General features: G+C 67.2%; 18 protein-coding genes. 9 read left to right on the top strand and 9 right to left on the bottom strand.

The window, feature by feature from the left end; translation table 11 throughout:
* Window positions 1-97: 97 nt before the first annotated feature.
* Window positions 98-889, bottom strand: coding sequence for a flagellar type III secretion system pore protein FliP (gene fliP / locus ABC419_RS05205; RefSeq protein ID WP_412876128.1), 792 nt, complete (start codon window positions 887-889; stop codon window positions 98-100).
* Window positions 890-1,068: 179 nt separating this feature from the next.
* Window positions 1,069-1,347 (bottom strand): FliO/MopB family protein, encoded by a 279-nt coding sequence (locus tag ABC419_RS05210; protein ID WP_046652103.1) that lies wholly within the window; start codon window positions 1,345-1,347, stop codon window positions 1,069-1,071.
* A 152-nt stretch (window positions 1,348-1,499) separates the two neighbouring features.
* Here ABC419_RS05210 and flgB point away from each other — a divergent pair, with 152 nt between their 5' ends.
* The 3 genes from flgB to fliE are packed head-to-tail and all read left to right on the top strand — an operon-like array spanning window position 1,500 to window position 2,689.
* Window positions 1,500-1,904: a flagellar basal body rod protein FlgB gene (flgB, locus tag ABC419_RS05215; protein ID WP_412876127.1), complete on the top strand. Its 405-nt coding sequence runs from the start codon at window positions 1,500-1,502 to the stop codon at window positions 1,902-1,904.
* A gap of 13 nt (window positions 1,905-1,917) precedes the next feature.
* Window positions 1,918-2,352, top strand: a complete 435-nt coding sequence (gene flgC, locus ABC419_RS05220; protein ID WP_412876126.1) for a flagellar basal body rod protein FlgC — start codon at window positions 1,918-1,920, stop codon at window positions 2,350-2,352.
* Between the two features lie 13 nt (window positions 2,353-2,365).
* On the top strand, window positions 2,366-2,689 hold the full coding sequence (gene fliE / locus ABC419_RS05225; protein ID WP_200168174.1) for a flagellar hook-basal body complex protein FliE: 324 nt from the start codon (window positions 2,366-2,368) through the stop codon (window positions 2,687-2,689).
* Window positions 2,690-2,709: 20 nt separating this feature from the next.
* Here fliE and ABC419_RS05230 read toward each other — a convergent pair whose 3' ends face one another.
* On the bottom strand, window positions 2,710-3,681 hold the full coding sequence (locus ABC419_RS05230) for a DUF2268 domain-containing putative Zn-dependent protease (protein WP_200168173.1): 972 nt from the start codon (window positions 3,679-3,681) through the stop codon (window positions 2,710-2,712).
* 145 nt (window positions 3,682-3,826) lie between these two features.
* Between ABC419_RS05230 and ABC419_RS05235 the strand changes: the two genes are divergently transcribed.
* Window positions 3,827-4,210: a VOC family protein gene (locus tag ABC419_RS05235; protein ID WP_200168172.1), complete on the top strand. Its 384-nt coding sequence runs from the start codon at window positions 3,827-3,829 to the stop codon at window positions 4,208-4,210.
* Here ABC419_RS05235 and ABC419_RS05240 read toward each other — a convergent pair.
* From ABC419_RS05240 to ABC419_RS05250, 3 genes are all read right to left on the bottom strand, one after another.
* Entirely contained in the window at window positions 4,207-5,352 is a 1,146-nt protein-coding gene (locus tag ABC419_RS05240) for an acyltransferase family protein (RefSeq protein WP_412876125.1), read from the bottom strand. The two genes, ABC419_RS05235 and ABC419_RS05240, sit on opposite strands and share 4 nt — an antisense overlap.
* A gap of 82 nt (window positions 5,353-5,434) precedes the next feature.
* A complete protein-coding gene (gene folE / locus ABC419_RS05245; RefSeq protein WP_412876124.1) occupies window positions 5,435-6,025 on the bottom strand; it encodes a GTP cyclohydrolase I FolE in 591 nt (196 codons plus the stop codon).
* A gap of 70 nt (window positions 6,026-6,095) precedes the next feature.
* The gene (locus ABC419_RS05250; protein ID WP_412876123.1) at window positions 6,096-7,091 is read right to left on the bottom strand and encodes an OmpA family protein; all 996 of its coding nucleotides are present in this window, start codon (window positions 7,089-7,091) and stop codon (window positions 6,096-6,098) included.
* A gap of 192 nt (window positions 7,092-7,283) precedes the next feature.
* Here ABC419_RS05250 and fliQ point away from each other — a divergent pair, with 192 nt between their 5' ends.
* Genes fliQ through cckA form a run of 4 tightly spaced genes read left to right on the top strand, consistent with a single transcriptional unit; the run spans window position 7,284 to window position 11,537 of the window.
* On the top strand, window positions 7,284-7,547 hold the full coding sequence (gene fliQ, locus ABC419_RS05255; RefSeq protein ID WP_003163604.1) for a flagellar biosynthesis protein FliQ: 264 nt from the start codon (window positions 7,284-7,286) through the stop codon (window positions 7,545-7,547).
* A gap of 21 nt (window positions 7,548-7,568) precedes the next feature.
* On the top strand, window positions 7,569-8,339 hold the full coding sequence (gene fliR / locus ABC419_RS05260) for a flagellar biosynthetic protein FliR (RefSeq protein WP_412876122.1): 771 nt from the start codon (window positions 7,569-7,571) through the stop codon (window positions 8,337-8,339).
* Entirely contained in the window at window positions 8,332-9,408 is a 1,077-nt protein-coding gene (flhB, locus tag ABC419_RS05265) for a flagellar biosynthesis protein FlhB (RefSeq protein WP_412876121.1), read from the top strand. The genes fliR and flhB overlap by 8 nt, the downstream gene beginning before the upstream one ends.
* A gap of 59 nt (window positions 9,409-9,467) precedes the next feature.
* Window positions 9,468-11,537, top strand: a complete 2,070-nt coding sequence (gene cckA / locus ABC419_RS05270; protein WP_412876120.1) for a cell cycle histidine kinase CckA — start codon at window positions 9,468-9,470, stop codon at window positions 11,535-11,537.
* Window positions 11,538-11,558: 21 nt separating this feature from the next.
* On the opposite strand, the gene ABC419_RS05275 is transcribed toward cckA, so the two are convergent.
* A complete protein-coding gene (locus tag ABC419_RS05275) occupies window positions 11,559-11,756 on the bottom strand; it encodes a hypothetical protein (RefSeq protein ID WP_412876119.1) in 198 nt (65 codons plus the stop codon).
* A gap of 167 nt (window positions 11,757-11,923) precedes the next feature.
* Window positions 11,924-12,103 carry a hypothetical protein gene (locus ABC419_RS05280; RefSeq protein ID WP_125902122.1) on the bottom strand — a complete coding sequence of 60 codons (180 nt, stop codon included), beginning with the start codon at window positions 12,101-12,103 and terminating at the stop codon, window positions 11,924-11,926.
* A 175-nt stretch (window positions 12,104-12,278) separates the two neighbouring features.
* On the opposite strand from ABC419_RS05280, the gene ABC419_RS05285 reads away from it, so the two are divergent.
* A complete protein-coding gene (locus ABC419_RS05285; protein ID WP_003163596.1) occupies window positions 12,279-12,893 on the top strand; it encodes a superoxide dismutase in 615 nt (204 codons plus the stop codon).
* Window positions 12,894-12,968: 75 nt separating this feature from the next.
* Here the strand turns inward: ABC419_RS05285 and ABC419_RS05290 are convergent, their stop codons facing one another.
* Window positions 12,969-13,775: a hypothetical protein gene (locus tag ABC419_RS05290; protein ID WP_125902124.1), complete on the bottom strand. Its 807-nt coding sequence runs from the start codon at window positions 13,773-13,775 to the stop codon at window positions 12,969-12,971.
* Window positions 13,776-13,798 lie beyond the last annotated feature (23 nt).

A 13,798-nucleotide genomic window follows, 5' to 3' on the forward strand; every position in this document is an offset into this window, starting at 1 on the left:
CCCGGAAAGAAGCGCCGGACGAGGACCGGGGGATCAACGACGGTTTTGGGGAGCTTGGCAAGCCCGCATCAGCGCGCAGGCCTTGCAGGCTGGGGATTTATCCGGTTCCGGAGGCTCTCTGGAAGCTCTCGACCAGGCTTCCGGCGACCAGTCGCCACCCGTCCACCAGCACGAAGAATATCAGCTTGAACGGCAGGCTGACCACCACCGGCGGCAGCATCATCATACCCATGGACATGAGCACGCTGGCGACCACCAGATCGATCACAAGGAACGGAACGAAAAGAAGAAATCCGATAGTGAAGGCGGTCTTCAACTCACTGATCATGAAGGCCGGCGTGACCACCCGCAGGGGCAGATCCTGCACGTCCGCCGGGGCCTCCACACGCGACAGGCGAGTGAACAACGCCAGGTCGTCCGGCTTCACCTGGGCCAGCATGAAGGTTTTTACCGGTTCGGACGCCGCATCGAAGGCCTGAGGCAGCTCCATCTGCTGATCCATCAGGGGGCGGATGCCCGAATCATAGGCGTCCTGCCACGTCGGACCCATGACGATGGCGCTCAGAAACAGGGCCAGGGACACCAGGACGGCGTTCGGCGGCGACTGCTGCATCCCCAGCGCGGTGCGCAGCAGGGACAGCACCACGACGATTCGCACGAAGCTGGTGGTCATGATGACGATGGACGGCGCCAGCGACAGCACTGTCATCAGCCCGACCAACTGCACCACGCGCTGCGTCAGGCCGGCGCCGCTGCCCAGGTCGATGTTGATGGCCGAGCCGCCCTGCGCCGCCTCCTGCGCCAGGGCGCCCAGCGGCCAGATCAGGCACAGGGCGGTGGTGGTCAGCGACAGCAGGGCCGCGCGCTTCAACTCGTCGCGGGTCGGCATGCCGAACAGGCTCTGTTTCTCCCTCCCCTTCATGGGGAGGGTGGTCGCGCAGCGACCGGGCGGGGAGGGCTTTACGCAACGCGCGGCGCTCGTCTTTGCGGTCGCCCCCACCCGGCCTCGCCCTTTCGGGCTCAGCCACCCTCCCCATGAAGGGGAGGGAGAGGCGTTACGACGGCCGATCATTTCACGCCTCCCGGCTGGCGGGGCTCGATCAGTTCGCGGCCTTCGCCCAGCAGGATCAGCCGCTCTTCGTCATCGACGCGGATCAGCACCAGGCGGCGCGATGGGTCCAGCACCAGGGTCTCGACCACCTTCATGCGCCGCACTTGGCCTTGCGGTCCCTGGAAGCGGGCCAGGATCTCGGGCGCATAGCGCCGCGCCGCCCAGGCGGCCAGGCCGATGATGCCCAGGGTGATGGCCAGGCCGAAGATCGCCCGGAACAGATCGAGGAAGTTCATGCGGATGCAGCCCCAGACGCATACGGCGGCGGCGCGCGGACGCGGCGCTTCGGGGGCATGTTTCAACGGACGTGGTTAACGGCGCGTTTAGGGATACGAGATATTAACCATGCAGGCGGCAAATTCTGCCGATCACCGTCCGAGGGATTCGCGTGTCCGTCACCGACCTGCCGCTGCTGAATCAGATCAAGGGCCGCCTGGGCTGGCTGGACGACCGCCAGCGGGTGATCGCCCAGAACGTCGCCAACTCCGACACGCCCGGCTATGTCGCCCGCGACCTGAAGACGCCGACCGACTTCGCCGAGGCGATGCGGACGGGCGGCGGCCTGCGCATGACGGCGACCAACGCCCGGCACATCTCGCCGCCCGGCCAGGCGGCGCGGTTCGACGCGACCCGCGCCCCGGATTCGGAGACCACGCTGGACGGCAACTCGGTCGTGGTCGAGGAGCAGATGCTCAAGATGGCCGAGAGCCGCATGGCCTATGACGCCGCCATCGGCTTCTACCAGAAGTCGATGCAGATGATCCGCCTGGCGGCCAAGAAGCCCGCAGCCTGAGGGAGACTGAACCATGCCTGATCCGATCAACGGTCGTCCCGTCACCCCGCGCAACACCGCCATGGCCGTCGCCTCCAGCGCGCTGAAGGCGCAGCAGTCGCGGATGCGCATCATCGCCGAGAACATCGCCAACGCGGAATCCACGGCCAACGTCGCGGGCGGCCAGCCCTATCGCCGCCAGACCCCGGTGTTCCAGGCCCGCAATGTCGCCGGGGCGACCGGCGTGGTCCTGGCCGAGGTGCGGCCGGACCAGAGCGACTTCCGCATGGACTACGACCCCTCGCACCCGGCGGCGAACGCGGAAGGCTATGTCCAGAGGCCCAACGTCGACACCCTGGTCGAGGCCATGGACATGCGTGAGGCGCAGCGCGCCTATGAGGCCAACCTGAACGTCATCGAGACGGCGCGGAACATGGACTCCCGCACCCTCGACATCATCAAGAAGTAAGAGGGTCTAGGGCATGAACCCCATCATGGCCGCCCGCGCCTACGCCTCCGTTCAGGGCGGGGGCGGCGTCAATGTCGCCACCTCGGCCAATGCGGCTGCAAGCACCGGGCCGAACGCGGCCGGCGGCTTCGCCGATCTGCTGCAGAACGTCATGACCCAGACGACGCAGCAGACCCGCGCCGCCGAGACCCAGATGGCCCAGTCGGTGCAGGGGCAGGGTAATCTGATCGACGTCGTCACGGCGATTTCTTCGGCCGAGGCTTCGCTGGAGACGGTCATGGCCGTCCGCGATCAGGTGATTTCGGCCTATCAGGAAATCATGCGGATGCCGATCTGAGGGCTCGCGATGATCGGCGGCTAGTCGGCGAAATAGCCTGAGGCGTCGACGAAGGCCTGGACGGCCGCCTGGTCCGAATAGTCCAGTTCGAGCATGGTCTTCAGCGCCGCCGCCTTGTCCGGCGCGCGATCATGATAGCCGCGCGTGATCGCATAGCCGACGTAATAGCCGAGATCGCGTACGCCGAAGGGGTTGTCGGCGCTGTTGTAGAGCCAGCCGCTGAAGTCCTCGCCCGCCATATCCTGGCGGAAGGCGGCCTTGATCGCCGCGTCATGCGCCGGGCCATAGGTCACATAGGCCAAGTCGGGCATCCGGCCCGTCACCTGTTCGGCGACGAAGTCGGCCACGCCCTCATAGACGGCCTGGGCCAGCAGGCTGGGGCGCTCGCCTTCTTGCTGGGTGTGGACCACCTCGTGCACCGCCAGCAGGTCCAGGTTCTCCAGCGGCTTGCTGGCGAAGTAGGAGGCGAAGAAGCGCTGAAGCCCGGCCGGCATTTCAGAGGTGTCGACGCTTTCGTCGCCGGTGGCCATTTCGACGCCCAGCAGAACCTTGTCGCCCTGCGTCGTCCCGGCGGAGCGCAAGGCGCCGACCTCGAAATAGATCCCGGCCGGGCGCAACTCGGGATAGAGGGCGCGGAACCGTTCCAGATGCCCCTCAAGCCGCGTCAGGGCGCCGGCGGCCAGCGCCGTGCGGGGCCGCACCGAATCCCAATAGGCCGGATAGGCGCGGATCGCCTGAAGATAGGTGTCCGTCGTATAGCCCTTGGCCTCCATGAAGGCGGCCAGACCCGGCGTTCCGGCGTCGATGTAGAGTCTTTGGAACACGGCCTTCTGGGCTTCCGGCGACGTCTCCGCGCGAACGGCGTCATAGGCTGTCCAGAAGCGGGCGACGTCGCTGTCCTCCAACCGGATCGGGGAGGAGCTCGATTGAGCGGCTGCGCCCGTCGCCAGCAGGCTCAGGCCCAGGGTGATCGTCAAAGCCAGTCGGCGCATGGGTTTTCCTGTTCTCAATGGATCGGAAAAGGAGAACCGCTACGCCTGCTGTGTCAAATGAAACGCCGGTAATGTCGGGGCGGAGTCACGCGACAGGGATCGTCCTCGCCTGCGGTTGGTTGTCTCCTGACAAGGGAGAACCATCATGCTCAAGGACAAGAACTCCTCGGCCATCGTGGCGGTGAAGGATCTGGAGGGCGCCAGGGCCTTCTATTCCGACGTGCTGGGTCTGAACCTGGCGGACACCGGCATGGACGGGGTGCTGGGCTATCGCACCGGGAACACCTGGCTGACGGTCTATCGCTCGGACTTCGCCGGGACGAACCAGGCCAACGCCGTGACCTGGGACGTGGGCGTCGAGGTGGACGACATCGTCGCCGACCTGAAGACCAAGGGCGTCGTCTTTGAACGCTATGACGGCATGGCGCATGACGGCGACGTCCATGTCGCCGGGCCGCTGCGTCTGGCCTGGTTCAAGGATCCGGACGGCAACATCCTGCATCTGGTCGGCGGGGCGGGCGGGGCCTAGCCCTCCAGCGAGACGACCGGCTGGCTGACGGCGGCGCCCTTGCCGCGCGCCTTCAGCCAGGCGCGGATGCGGTTCTGGATCGGCTGGTCGATCAGATAGTGCAGGCCGAAGGCGAAGACGAAGGCCGCCAGCACGCCCAGAACCCACAAGCCCCAACGCCAGGTCTCGCCCAGGGACAGCTTGTTGGCGAAGGCTTCGGCCAGGCCGAACCAGGCGATGCGCACCACTTCGTTCGATATGAACATGGAGAAGGAGACCATGGCCGCCGCCTCGACCAGCCTGGACGGCCGCTTGGTCGGCACGGCGCCCGCCGCCAGGATGATGATGGAGATGAAGACCAGCGACAAAAGGGCGTTCTTGTCGAAATACTGGGCGACGGCCAGGCCGACGGCGGCCAGCACCCCGGCCCAACCGGCGACGCGGGCGTTGATCCACACGCCTTGCGCGAACCAGGCCAGCCCCATGCCCAGGATGAACAGGGGCAGGGCGCGCCAGATGCCCAGGTTCAGCGGCATCTGATAGACGGGATATTTCAGGATCGCCCAGCTCAGCTCATTGGCGGCCAGATAGCCGACGACGACCAGGATCAGCGCCGTCCACGGCCCGATCCGGCTGAGCCCTCGCAGCACGAAGGGGAAGGCGACGTAGCAGCCCAGCAGGGCCGAGATCGACCAGGTCGGGGCGTTCCAGCCCAGGCCGCCGTGCACGCCGAACGACTGCACCAGGGCCGCCTGGGCGGGAAGCTGATCCCAGGCGAACCACTCGGGATGGCTGGGCGGCATGCCTGCGGCGGTCGCCGCCAGCACCAGCGCCACCAGCAGGCCCAGTACGATCAGATGCGCCGGGTAGACCCTCAAGGCCCGCTTCAGGAAGAAGTCGCTCTTCGACATCCGGCCCGACCCGACGGCGCGGCCATAGACACGCATCAGCACGTATCCGCTGTCGATCAGGAAGAAGTTGGTCAGCAGGAAGCCGCCCCGCTCGAACACGGGATGCAGCCCCTCGGCCAGGGGGACGGGCGCCGACATCTGAAAGTGATGCAGGATGATCAGGGCGGCCACGATGAAGCGCAGCGCGTCCAGCCAACCGCCGCGCATGATCGGCGGCGGTTCATTCCGGGACGAAAACACAGCCTGCAGCATCACGACCCCCTTGTTCGAATGCTGTTACGCAAGAACGGGGCCGTGCCCTCCTTCACAGTCAGAAAAGGAGGGAAAGTGGCTTTTAGCCTCGCGCCAGCCGCATGAATTCCTCGCGCGTGCGGGGGTCTTCGCGGACGACGCCCAGCAGGCAGCTGGTGATCAGGCTGGCGCCGGGTACGTCCACGCCGCGCATGGTCATGCAGCTGTGTTCGGCCTCGATGACCACGCCGACGCCGTGGGGGCGCAGCACGTCCTGGATGGCGTTGGCGATCTCGGACGTCATCTTCTCCTGGATCTGCAGGCGGCGGGCGAAGCCGCGCACCACGCGGGCCAGCTTGGAGATGCCCACGACCCGGTCGGTCGGCAGATAGGCGACGTGCGCCTTGCCCACCACCGGCAGCATGTGATGCTCGCAGAAGCTGACGAAGCGGATGTCCTTCAGGACGACCAGTTCGTCGTAGCCGCCGACCTCTTCGAAGGTCTTCTCCAGATAGTCGCGCGGTTCGACTTCATAGCCCTGGAACAGCTCGCGATAGGACTTGGCCACGCGCTTGGGCGTCTCGATCAGGCCTTCGCGTGCAGGATTGTCGCCGGCCCAGCGGATCAGGGTGCGGACGGCGGCTTCGGCTTCTTCCTGGGAAACGGCGGGGGAGGAGGGGGTCTGGTCGCTCATGACAGGCTGCATACCTCCCCTGCACAGGTTTTGGAAACGGCGCCGCTGTTTAAAACCGCTTCTGCCCCGATCAGGGCAGGCGAACCAGTTCGACGCGGCGATTGCGGGCGCGGCCCTCGTCGCTGGCGTTGTCGGCCAGCGGCTTGTCGGCGCCGAAGCCCTTGGCCTCCAGCCGCTTGGCGTCGATCCCTTGCTGCGTCAGGGCGGCGACCACGGCGCGGGCGCGTTCTTCGGACAGCGGACGATTGCGGGCGGGCGCGCCGGTATTGTCGGTGTGGCCCTCGACGGACAGGCGCAGGTTCGTTTCGTCCTTCAGCATCTGGGCCATGGCGTCGATCTGGGGGCGCGAGGCGTCCAGGATGTCGGCCTTGTCCAGCGCGAACTCGACCGGCACCGCGACGCGGCCGTCGGCGGCGATCTTGCGCGCCAGTTCGCCGGCCGGCAGCAGGCCGGCGGTCGGCGCCAGGGCCTTGGCCTCGACCACCGCCATCGAGCCTTGCGCGCTGCCGACATACAGGTGGACCCAGACCGTGCGGTCGGCCTGGCGGATCACCCAGGTTTGCGACGGACCGTTATAGATGTCGCCGATGCCGTTCAGCGACGCCATCTGCACCGCCTCGGGCAGGGCATGGGCGGCGTCGCTGGGAATTTGGCCGTCAAAGATGCGAACGGCGCCCGCCTCCTTCAGCGCGTGCTCCATGTTCCGCAGCAGCTCCAGCCGCGAGAAGCTCTTGCCGGTGTCGTTGGTGATCTGGGTCTGATCAACGCGGCCTTCGATCATTTCGAACCGGGCGCCGGTCCAGAAGGGGAAGTCGGCGAAGTCGTGCGCCTCGCTGTTCTGCGGCTTGTAGCCCTCGGGCAGGCGCAGATAGGGGAAGTCGCCCAGGCTGGCGGTCGACAGGGCCACGCTGTTCACGTCGAAGGGACCGACGGCGGCGGCCGAGGCGCCCTCGGCCGGAGCCGTCGCCGTTTCAGTCTGTTCCGGCGCCTTGTTGTCGCACGCGGCGACCAGCAAGGCCGAGGTCGCGATCGTCAGGACGGAGGCGAGACGCAGGAACGGTTTCATGAGGCATCCTTCAGGCGTTGATCGGGGGGAGGAGGAAAACGTTCGTCTAGTCGCCGCTGTTGTCAATCGCATGAAGCGGCATCGACCGGAACATCGGTCTCATTTCATCGTCCTAACGTCGCGTTAACCATCCTGTCGGCATTTTCTGCCCACTGTCCCGTGCGTGTGTTCGGGGCGTCTCGGGGATCGGCGATGAGCGGCGCGGAAGTTCTGGATGTGGGTCGCGACGCCCTATGGCTGACGATCCAGCTGTGCCTGCCGGCCCTGATCGTGGCCCTGGTGGTCGGCGTGGCCATCGGCCTCTTCCAGGCCCTGACCCAGATTCAGGAGCAGACCCTGGTCTATGCGCCCAAGATCATCGCCATCTTCGTGTCGTTGCTGCTGTTCCTGCCGCTGATGGGCGCCCTGCTGGGCGGCTTCATGCGCGAGATCGCCGCGCGCATCGCGGGCATGTAGGGCGGGCTGTAGGGCAGGGACATGGAGCCTTACGCCACGGCGGAACAGGTCTGGGCCGGGGGGCTGATCTTCGCGCGCGTCGGCGCGATCCTGATGATGCTGCCCGGTTTCGGCGAATCCTATGTGCCGCCGAGGGTCCGTCTGTCGTTGGCCCTGGTGCTGTCGCTGGCGTTGTGGCCCATCGTGGGCTCCAGCCTGCCAGCCCTGCCCGCGACCCTGGGCGCCACGGTCGGTTGGGTGATGCGCGAGGTGCTGACCGGCCTGGCCATCGGCGCCATCCTGCGCAGCTTCATGACCGCCCTGACCACGGCGGGCGAGATCGTCTCCCTGCAGACGACGCTGGGCTTCTCCCAGACCGCCAACCCGCTGCAGGCCCAGCCGGGCACGACCCTGTCGGCCTTTCTGATGCTGCTGGGCGTGACCCTGGTGTTCGCCACCAACACCCATCACCTGTTCATCGGCGGCATGGTCGGATCGTATGAGGCCATCGCCCCGGCCAAGCCGCTGATCGTGTCGGACTTCACCGAGATGGCGGTGAAGACCCTGAGCCAGAGCTTCATGCTGGGGGTGCAACTGGCGGCGCCGGTGCTGGTCTTCGCCCTGATCTTCAACCTGGCCTCGGGCCTGGTGGCGCGGGTCATGCCCAGCTTCCAGGTCTATTTCGCCGCCGCGCCTTTGAGCGTCATCCTGGGTCTGTCGGTGTTCGCGCTCAGCCTGGGCGTGGTGGGGACCGTCTTCATCGACCGCTACCGCTCGGTGGCGGCCTTCTTCACGGGAGGCGCCGTTGGCTGACGGCCCCGATCCCGAGTCGAAAACAGAAGACGCCACCCCGCGAAAACTCGAAGAGGCGCGGAAAAAGGGCGACGTCGCCAAGTCGCCGGACGTGGCGGCGGCGCTGTCTCTGGCCGGGGCGGCGGCGGTGCTGCTGGCGGGCGGCGGCTGGTTTTCGACCCGGATCGCCCAAGCCCTGACCCCCTTCCTGGCCCAGCCGCACGCCATGATCGGCGGGCTGGAGGCGGGCGGAGGCGTCGAGATCGGCATGCACGCCGTCTGGGCGGCGGCGCCGTTCCTGGCGGCCCTGATGTTCGCGGTCATCATGGGCGGGGTCGGCGGCAATCTGGCTCAGTCAGGCCTCATCTTCACCGCCGACAAGGTCAAGCCGAAGTGGTCCAAGGTGAATCCGCTGGAGGGCTTCAAGCGCATCTTCGGCCCGGACGGCCTGGTGCAGTTCCTCAAGACCTTCATCAAGCTGGTCGCCATCGGCGCCGTCTGCTGGTGGGTGCTGAAGCCTCACGCGCGCGAGTTCGAGAACCTGGCCGCCATGAGCCCGGCGATGATCCTGCCGTTTGCACGCGACCTGGCGTTGGCGTTGATGCTGTCGGCCCTGGTCTTCCTGTCGCTGACGGCGGGGGCTGACTATCTGTGGCAGCGGATGCGCTTCGCCAAGCGGATGCGGATGACCAAGGAAGAGCTGAAGGAAGACTTCAAACAGTCCGACGGCGACCCGCACGTGAAGGCCAAGCTGCGTCAAATCCGCATGCAGCGCGGCCGTCAGCGGATGATGCAGGCCGTGCCGGACGCCACCGTCATCATCACCAACCCGACCCACTATTCGGTCGCCCTGCGCTATGAGCCGGATCAGGGCGACGGCGCGCCCGTCTGCGTCGCCAAGGGCGTCGACGCCCTGGCCCTGCGTATCCGCGAGGTGGCCAAGGAGCATAATGTGCCCATCGTCGAGAACGTGCCCCTGGCCCGCGCCCTCTATGCGGCGGTCGAGGTGGACGGCGTCATTCCGCGTGAACACTTCGAAGCGGCCGCCAAGGTCATCGGCTTCGTCATGCAGCAGAGGAAGCGGCGATGAGGGCTGCGGCGGAGGAACGGCGTATGCTGACGAACCCTGATTCGCGAGGGCGAGACGCCATGACCATTTCCCGCCCCCAAGACCGGCTGAAGGCGCGCTCGACACGACGACCGACGTTCGATCCCTTGCTGGTGGTCATGGCTGTGGGGTTCGCCCTGGCGGTCGCCGCTATCGCCTACCCGGCGTTTCGCACCAACGCCTTCAGCGCGCCGGGCCTGATCTTGATCTTCGCGGCGGGCGCCACGGCGCTGATCTGGCTGTTCGCCTTCGGCCGGGCCGAGGTGCGGCGCGCCACCGGCGACACGGCGGTCGAGATGCTGGACGCCCTGGCCGAGCCTGCCGCCCTGGTATGGCCGTCGGGCCAGGTGCTGGCCTACAACGCCGCCTGGGCCGAGGAGAACGGGACGGTCACCACCCTGCCGCGCGGCAAGTCGGCCCAGGCCCTCTACATGGCCTTCGCCCAGGCGCGCGAAGGCGATCAGGGCCGCGCCATCGTCCAGATCGGCGCGCGCGAGAAGGAGGTGCTGATCGGCCTGGCGGGACAGGGCCGTTTCCTGGTGCGCGCGGCGCCGGACGCTGTCCTGCCGATGGCGCTGCCACAGGCTGTGGCTCCCCAGCCCGCGGCTCCCACCGGCGAGGCCCGCGCCATGGCTGCGGGGGCGCCTTTCGGCTCAGCCGTCATTGGCGGCGAGGATCTGTTCGCGGGCCGGGTGGAGGAGCCCAACGCGGCGCTCGCGCTGCTGACCGGCCCGGCCGTTTCTGGCGACGCCGCCTTCGGCCATCTGTTCGATCCGGCGGGCGTGGCCGAAGCTCGCGCCAAGCTGGAGGCCGGATCGTTTGGCCCGATCGAGTTGATCGCTCGCGCCCATCCGGATCGGCAACTGCACCTCTATGTCGCGCTCGAAGGCGACAAGCGCCGCGTCTGGCTGTTCGACGTGGCGGCGCAGAAGTCGATGGAGCTGCAGCTGTCGCAGGCCCAGAAGATGCAGGCCGTGGGCCAGCTGGCGGGCGGCGTGGCGCACGATTTCAACAACCTGCTGACGGCGATCCAGCTGCAACTGAGCGGCCTGCTGGAGCGCCATCCGGTCGGCGATCCCTCCTATGATGGGCTGAACGAGATCCGCCAGACGGCCATCCGCGCGGCGGATCTGGTGCGCAAGCTTCTGGCCTTCTCGCGCAAGTCGACCGTGCGACGCGAGCGGTTGGACCTGGGCGAACTGGTCGGCGAGTTCGCCGTGCTGCTGCGTCGCCTGCTGCGCGAGGACGTGCGGCTGGAGACCGACTACGGCCGCGACCTGCCGCTGGTGCTGGCCGACAAGAGCCAGCTGGAGACGGCGGTGATGAACCTGGCCGTCAACGCCCGCGACGCCATGCGCGGGGTGGTCGAACCGGGCGCGGGCGTGGTCACCATCCGCACCCGTCGTCTGACGGGGGGCGAGGCGCGGGATCTGGGCTGGCGCGAGGCGACGGACGAGGTCGCCCTGATCGAGGTGTCGGACACCGGCCCCGGCGTGCCGACGGCCCTGCTGGACAAGATTTTCGAGCCCTTCTTCACCACCAAGGCGGTGAACGAGGGGACGGGCATGGGTCTGGCCACCGTCTATGGCATCGCCCAGCAGGCGGGCGGCCACATCACCGTCGCCAATCTGGAAAACGCGGGAGCCGCCTTCCGCATCTTCCTGCCCGCCGCCACCGCCGAGGAACTGGTCGAGGCCCCGGTGGTCGAGAAGGCGGTCAAGGCGCCGCGCGACCTGTCGGGCGCGGGGCGTATCCTGTTTGTGGAAGACGAGGCCGCCGTGCGCGGCATCGCCGCCCGCCTGCTGCGCCAGCGCGGCTATGAGGTGATCGAGGCCGCCGACGGCGAGGAGGCTCTGATCCTGGCCGAGGAATGGGCGGGCCAGATCGACATGCTGATCTCGGACGTCATCATGCCGGGGCTGGACGGGCCGTCGCTGTTGCGCAAGGCGCGTCCCTTCCTGGGCGATGCGCCGGTGATGTTCATTTCGGGCTATGCGGAGAGCGACTTCTCGGACCTGTTGCAGGACGAGGTCGGCGTGTCCTTCCTGCCCAAGCCGCTGGACATCAAGACCCTGGCCGAGCGCGTGAAGCAGGAATTGCACGCGGGCTGAAAGCGCGCCTGCGGGGCGCGCCTAGGAGCGCTGGGCCTCGTCGCCGGTCTGCGTGCGTTCTACCGTCGTAACGCTTTCACCGTTCGGCCCAACGGTCGTGGTGGTGGTCGTCGTCGTGCCCCGCTCCCACAGGGTGCAGTTCGTGGATGAGCCGCCGCCCGGCTGCGGCGTGGTCCGGCATTGCGCATTGGCGGCAGCAGTGTCAGCGGACCTCAACATTTGCGCCGGGCTAGTAGAGCAGGCGGCAAGCGTAAGCCCTGCCGCCGCGACGGCGCAGTATCGCAACATCATGAATCCTCTCCTGCAATCCCGATCGCGATCTTGCTCAGCCTGGGGCGCAGCGCAAGCGGCTGGGCTTGCAGAGGCGTGCTGGCGCTTTGAGAGGTTCAGATTCTCAGGTCCAGCCGGTCGTCGCTCCAGCGGCGTTCGCGCGCGGCGTCGTGCAGGGTGTCGGCCAATTCCAGCAAGTGGCGTCGTTCTAGACGCGGAATCACTTCGAGAAGCTGTAGGCGCAGAGCCTCAACCTCAGCGTCCGTCATCAGCAGTGGGCGGGCGTGTTCGGGCATGACGTGCTTTCAGCCGTTTTCAACGCGACCTGATCAAACGGTTCGAGCCTGATCCGGTTCCGATATGCGAGAAAAACGGGAAAACTGAACAAAGGTCGTGGTGAAGGCTTGGGTATGGCGCGTGCGGCCCTAGATAGGGTCCAGAGGAATCAAACGCCGTAAAGAGGAGTCTCCCATGGCCTTCACCCTGCCCCCGCTGCCCTACGCCTATGACGCGCTGGAGCCGGCCATCGACAAGGAGACGATGACCTTCCACCACGACAAGCACCATCAGACCTATGTCGACAACCTGAACAAGTTCGTCGACGCCACGCCCGAGGCGCAGGGCAAGTCGCTGGAAGACATCTTCGCGATCATGTCCAAGCTGCCGAAGCCGATCCGCAACAACGGCGGCGGCGTGTGGAACCACAGCCTGTTCTGGGAGCTGCTGGCCCCGGTCGGCGCGGGCGGCGAGCCCTCGGCCGAACTGGCCGCCAAGATCGACGCCGAACTGGGCGGCATGGACAAGTTCAAGGCTGACTTCGACGCCGCCGGCGCCGGTCAGTTCGGTTCGGGCTGGGCCTGGCTGATCCTTCAGGACGGCAAGCTGAAGGTCACCTCGACCCCGAACCAGGACAACCCGCTGATGGACGACGCGGCCGAGAAGGGCGCCGTCCTGCTGGCCGCCGACGTGTGGGAGCACGCCTACTACCTCAAGTACCAGAACCGTCGCGTGGACTACCTCAAGGCCTTCTGGTCGGTGGTGAACTGGAACAAGGTCAACGAACTGTACGAAGCCGCCAAGGGCTGAGCCGGTTCTCGACTGAAATGAAGACGGCCCCGGAATCGCTTCCGGGGCCGTTTTTCTTTGGCCGTCGGCGGCGCCTCAGGGCGCGGTCGGCAGACGCATGGCCAGGATTTCGCGCGTGCGGCGCGTGATGCCGTAAAGGACGCCGGGCGTGCTTTCGTCCCAGTCGACGGCCTGGCCCTCGGCCTCCATGCCCAGGGTCTCGACGTGATCCAGGGTTCCGCCGCCCTGGGGGAAGGCGACGACATAGAGTTCGGGATGGTCGTGGCCGCTGAGGTAGAGCCGCCCGTCCGGCCCCCAGCCGCCGCCGGAGATGCTCATCGGCGCCACCCGCTCCAGGATGGAGGCCGGGACGGCCCAGCTTTCGGTGCGCCGCCACTGGTCGTCGAAGCGGACCAGGGTGGTGTGGCGGTGATCGCGCGGGGCCTCGCCGCCGCGGCCGTCATAGTTGGCGAACATGCCCCACCAGGCGCCGTCGCGTCGCTCGATCCAGGTCAGGGAGCCGGTTCCCAGGCCCAGGGCGACGGTGCGCTTGTGATGCAGGTCGACGGGGTCGAACACCTCGACCGTGCTGACGTGGGGCGTGGCGGGAAAGTTGGAGGCGGCGCAGACCAGCTCGGCCTCGATCAGGGTGCAGGAGTTGATGTGGGGAAAGCGCGCGGGCTCTCCGGCCCATGCGGCGCGCTTTTCGCCGGTGGCCTTGTCGTAGCGGGTCAGCGACCAGTTGGAGACGGCGTAGACGTCGTTGGGACCGACAGCCACGCCCTGACGCGCGTCCGAGGCGTAGCGCCGGACGGTTTCCAGACGGCTGGTGATCGGGGCGGCGGCTTGAGGCGCGGCGTCGGGCGCGCTCAGGGCCAGAAGGGCGAGAGTGGAAATCAGCATGGCGGGGCCTTTGGAAGCAGGAA

The organism is Brevundimonas phoenicis (genome assembly GCF_047237745.1).
In the GTDB taxonomy this organism is placed as follows: domain Bacteria; phylum Pseudomonadota; class Alphaproteobacteria; order Caulobacterales; family Caulobacteraceae; genus Brevundimonas.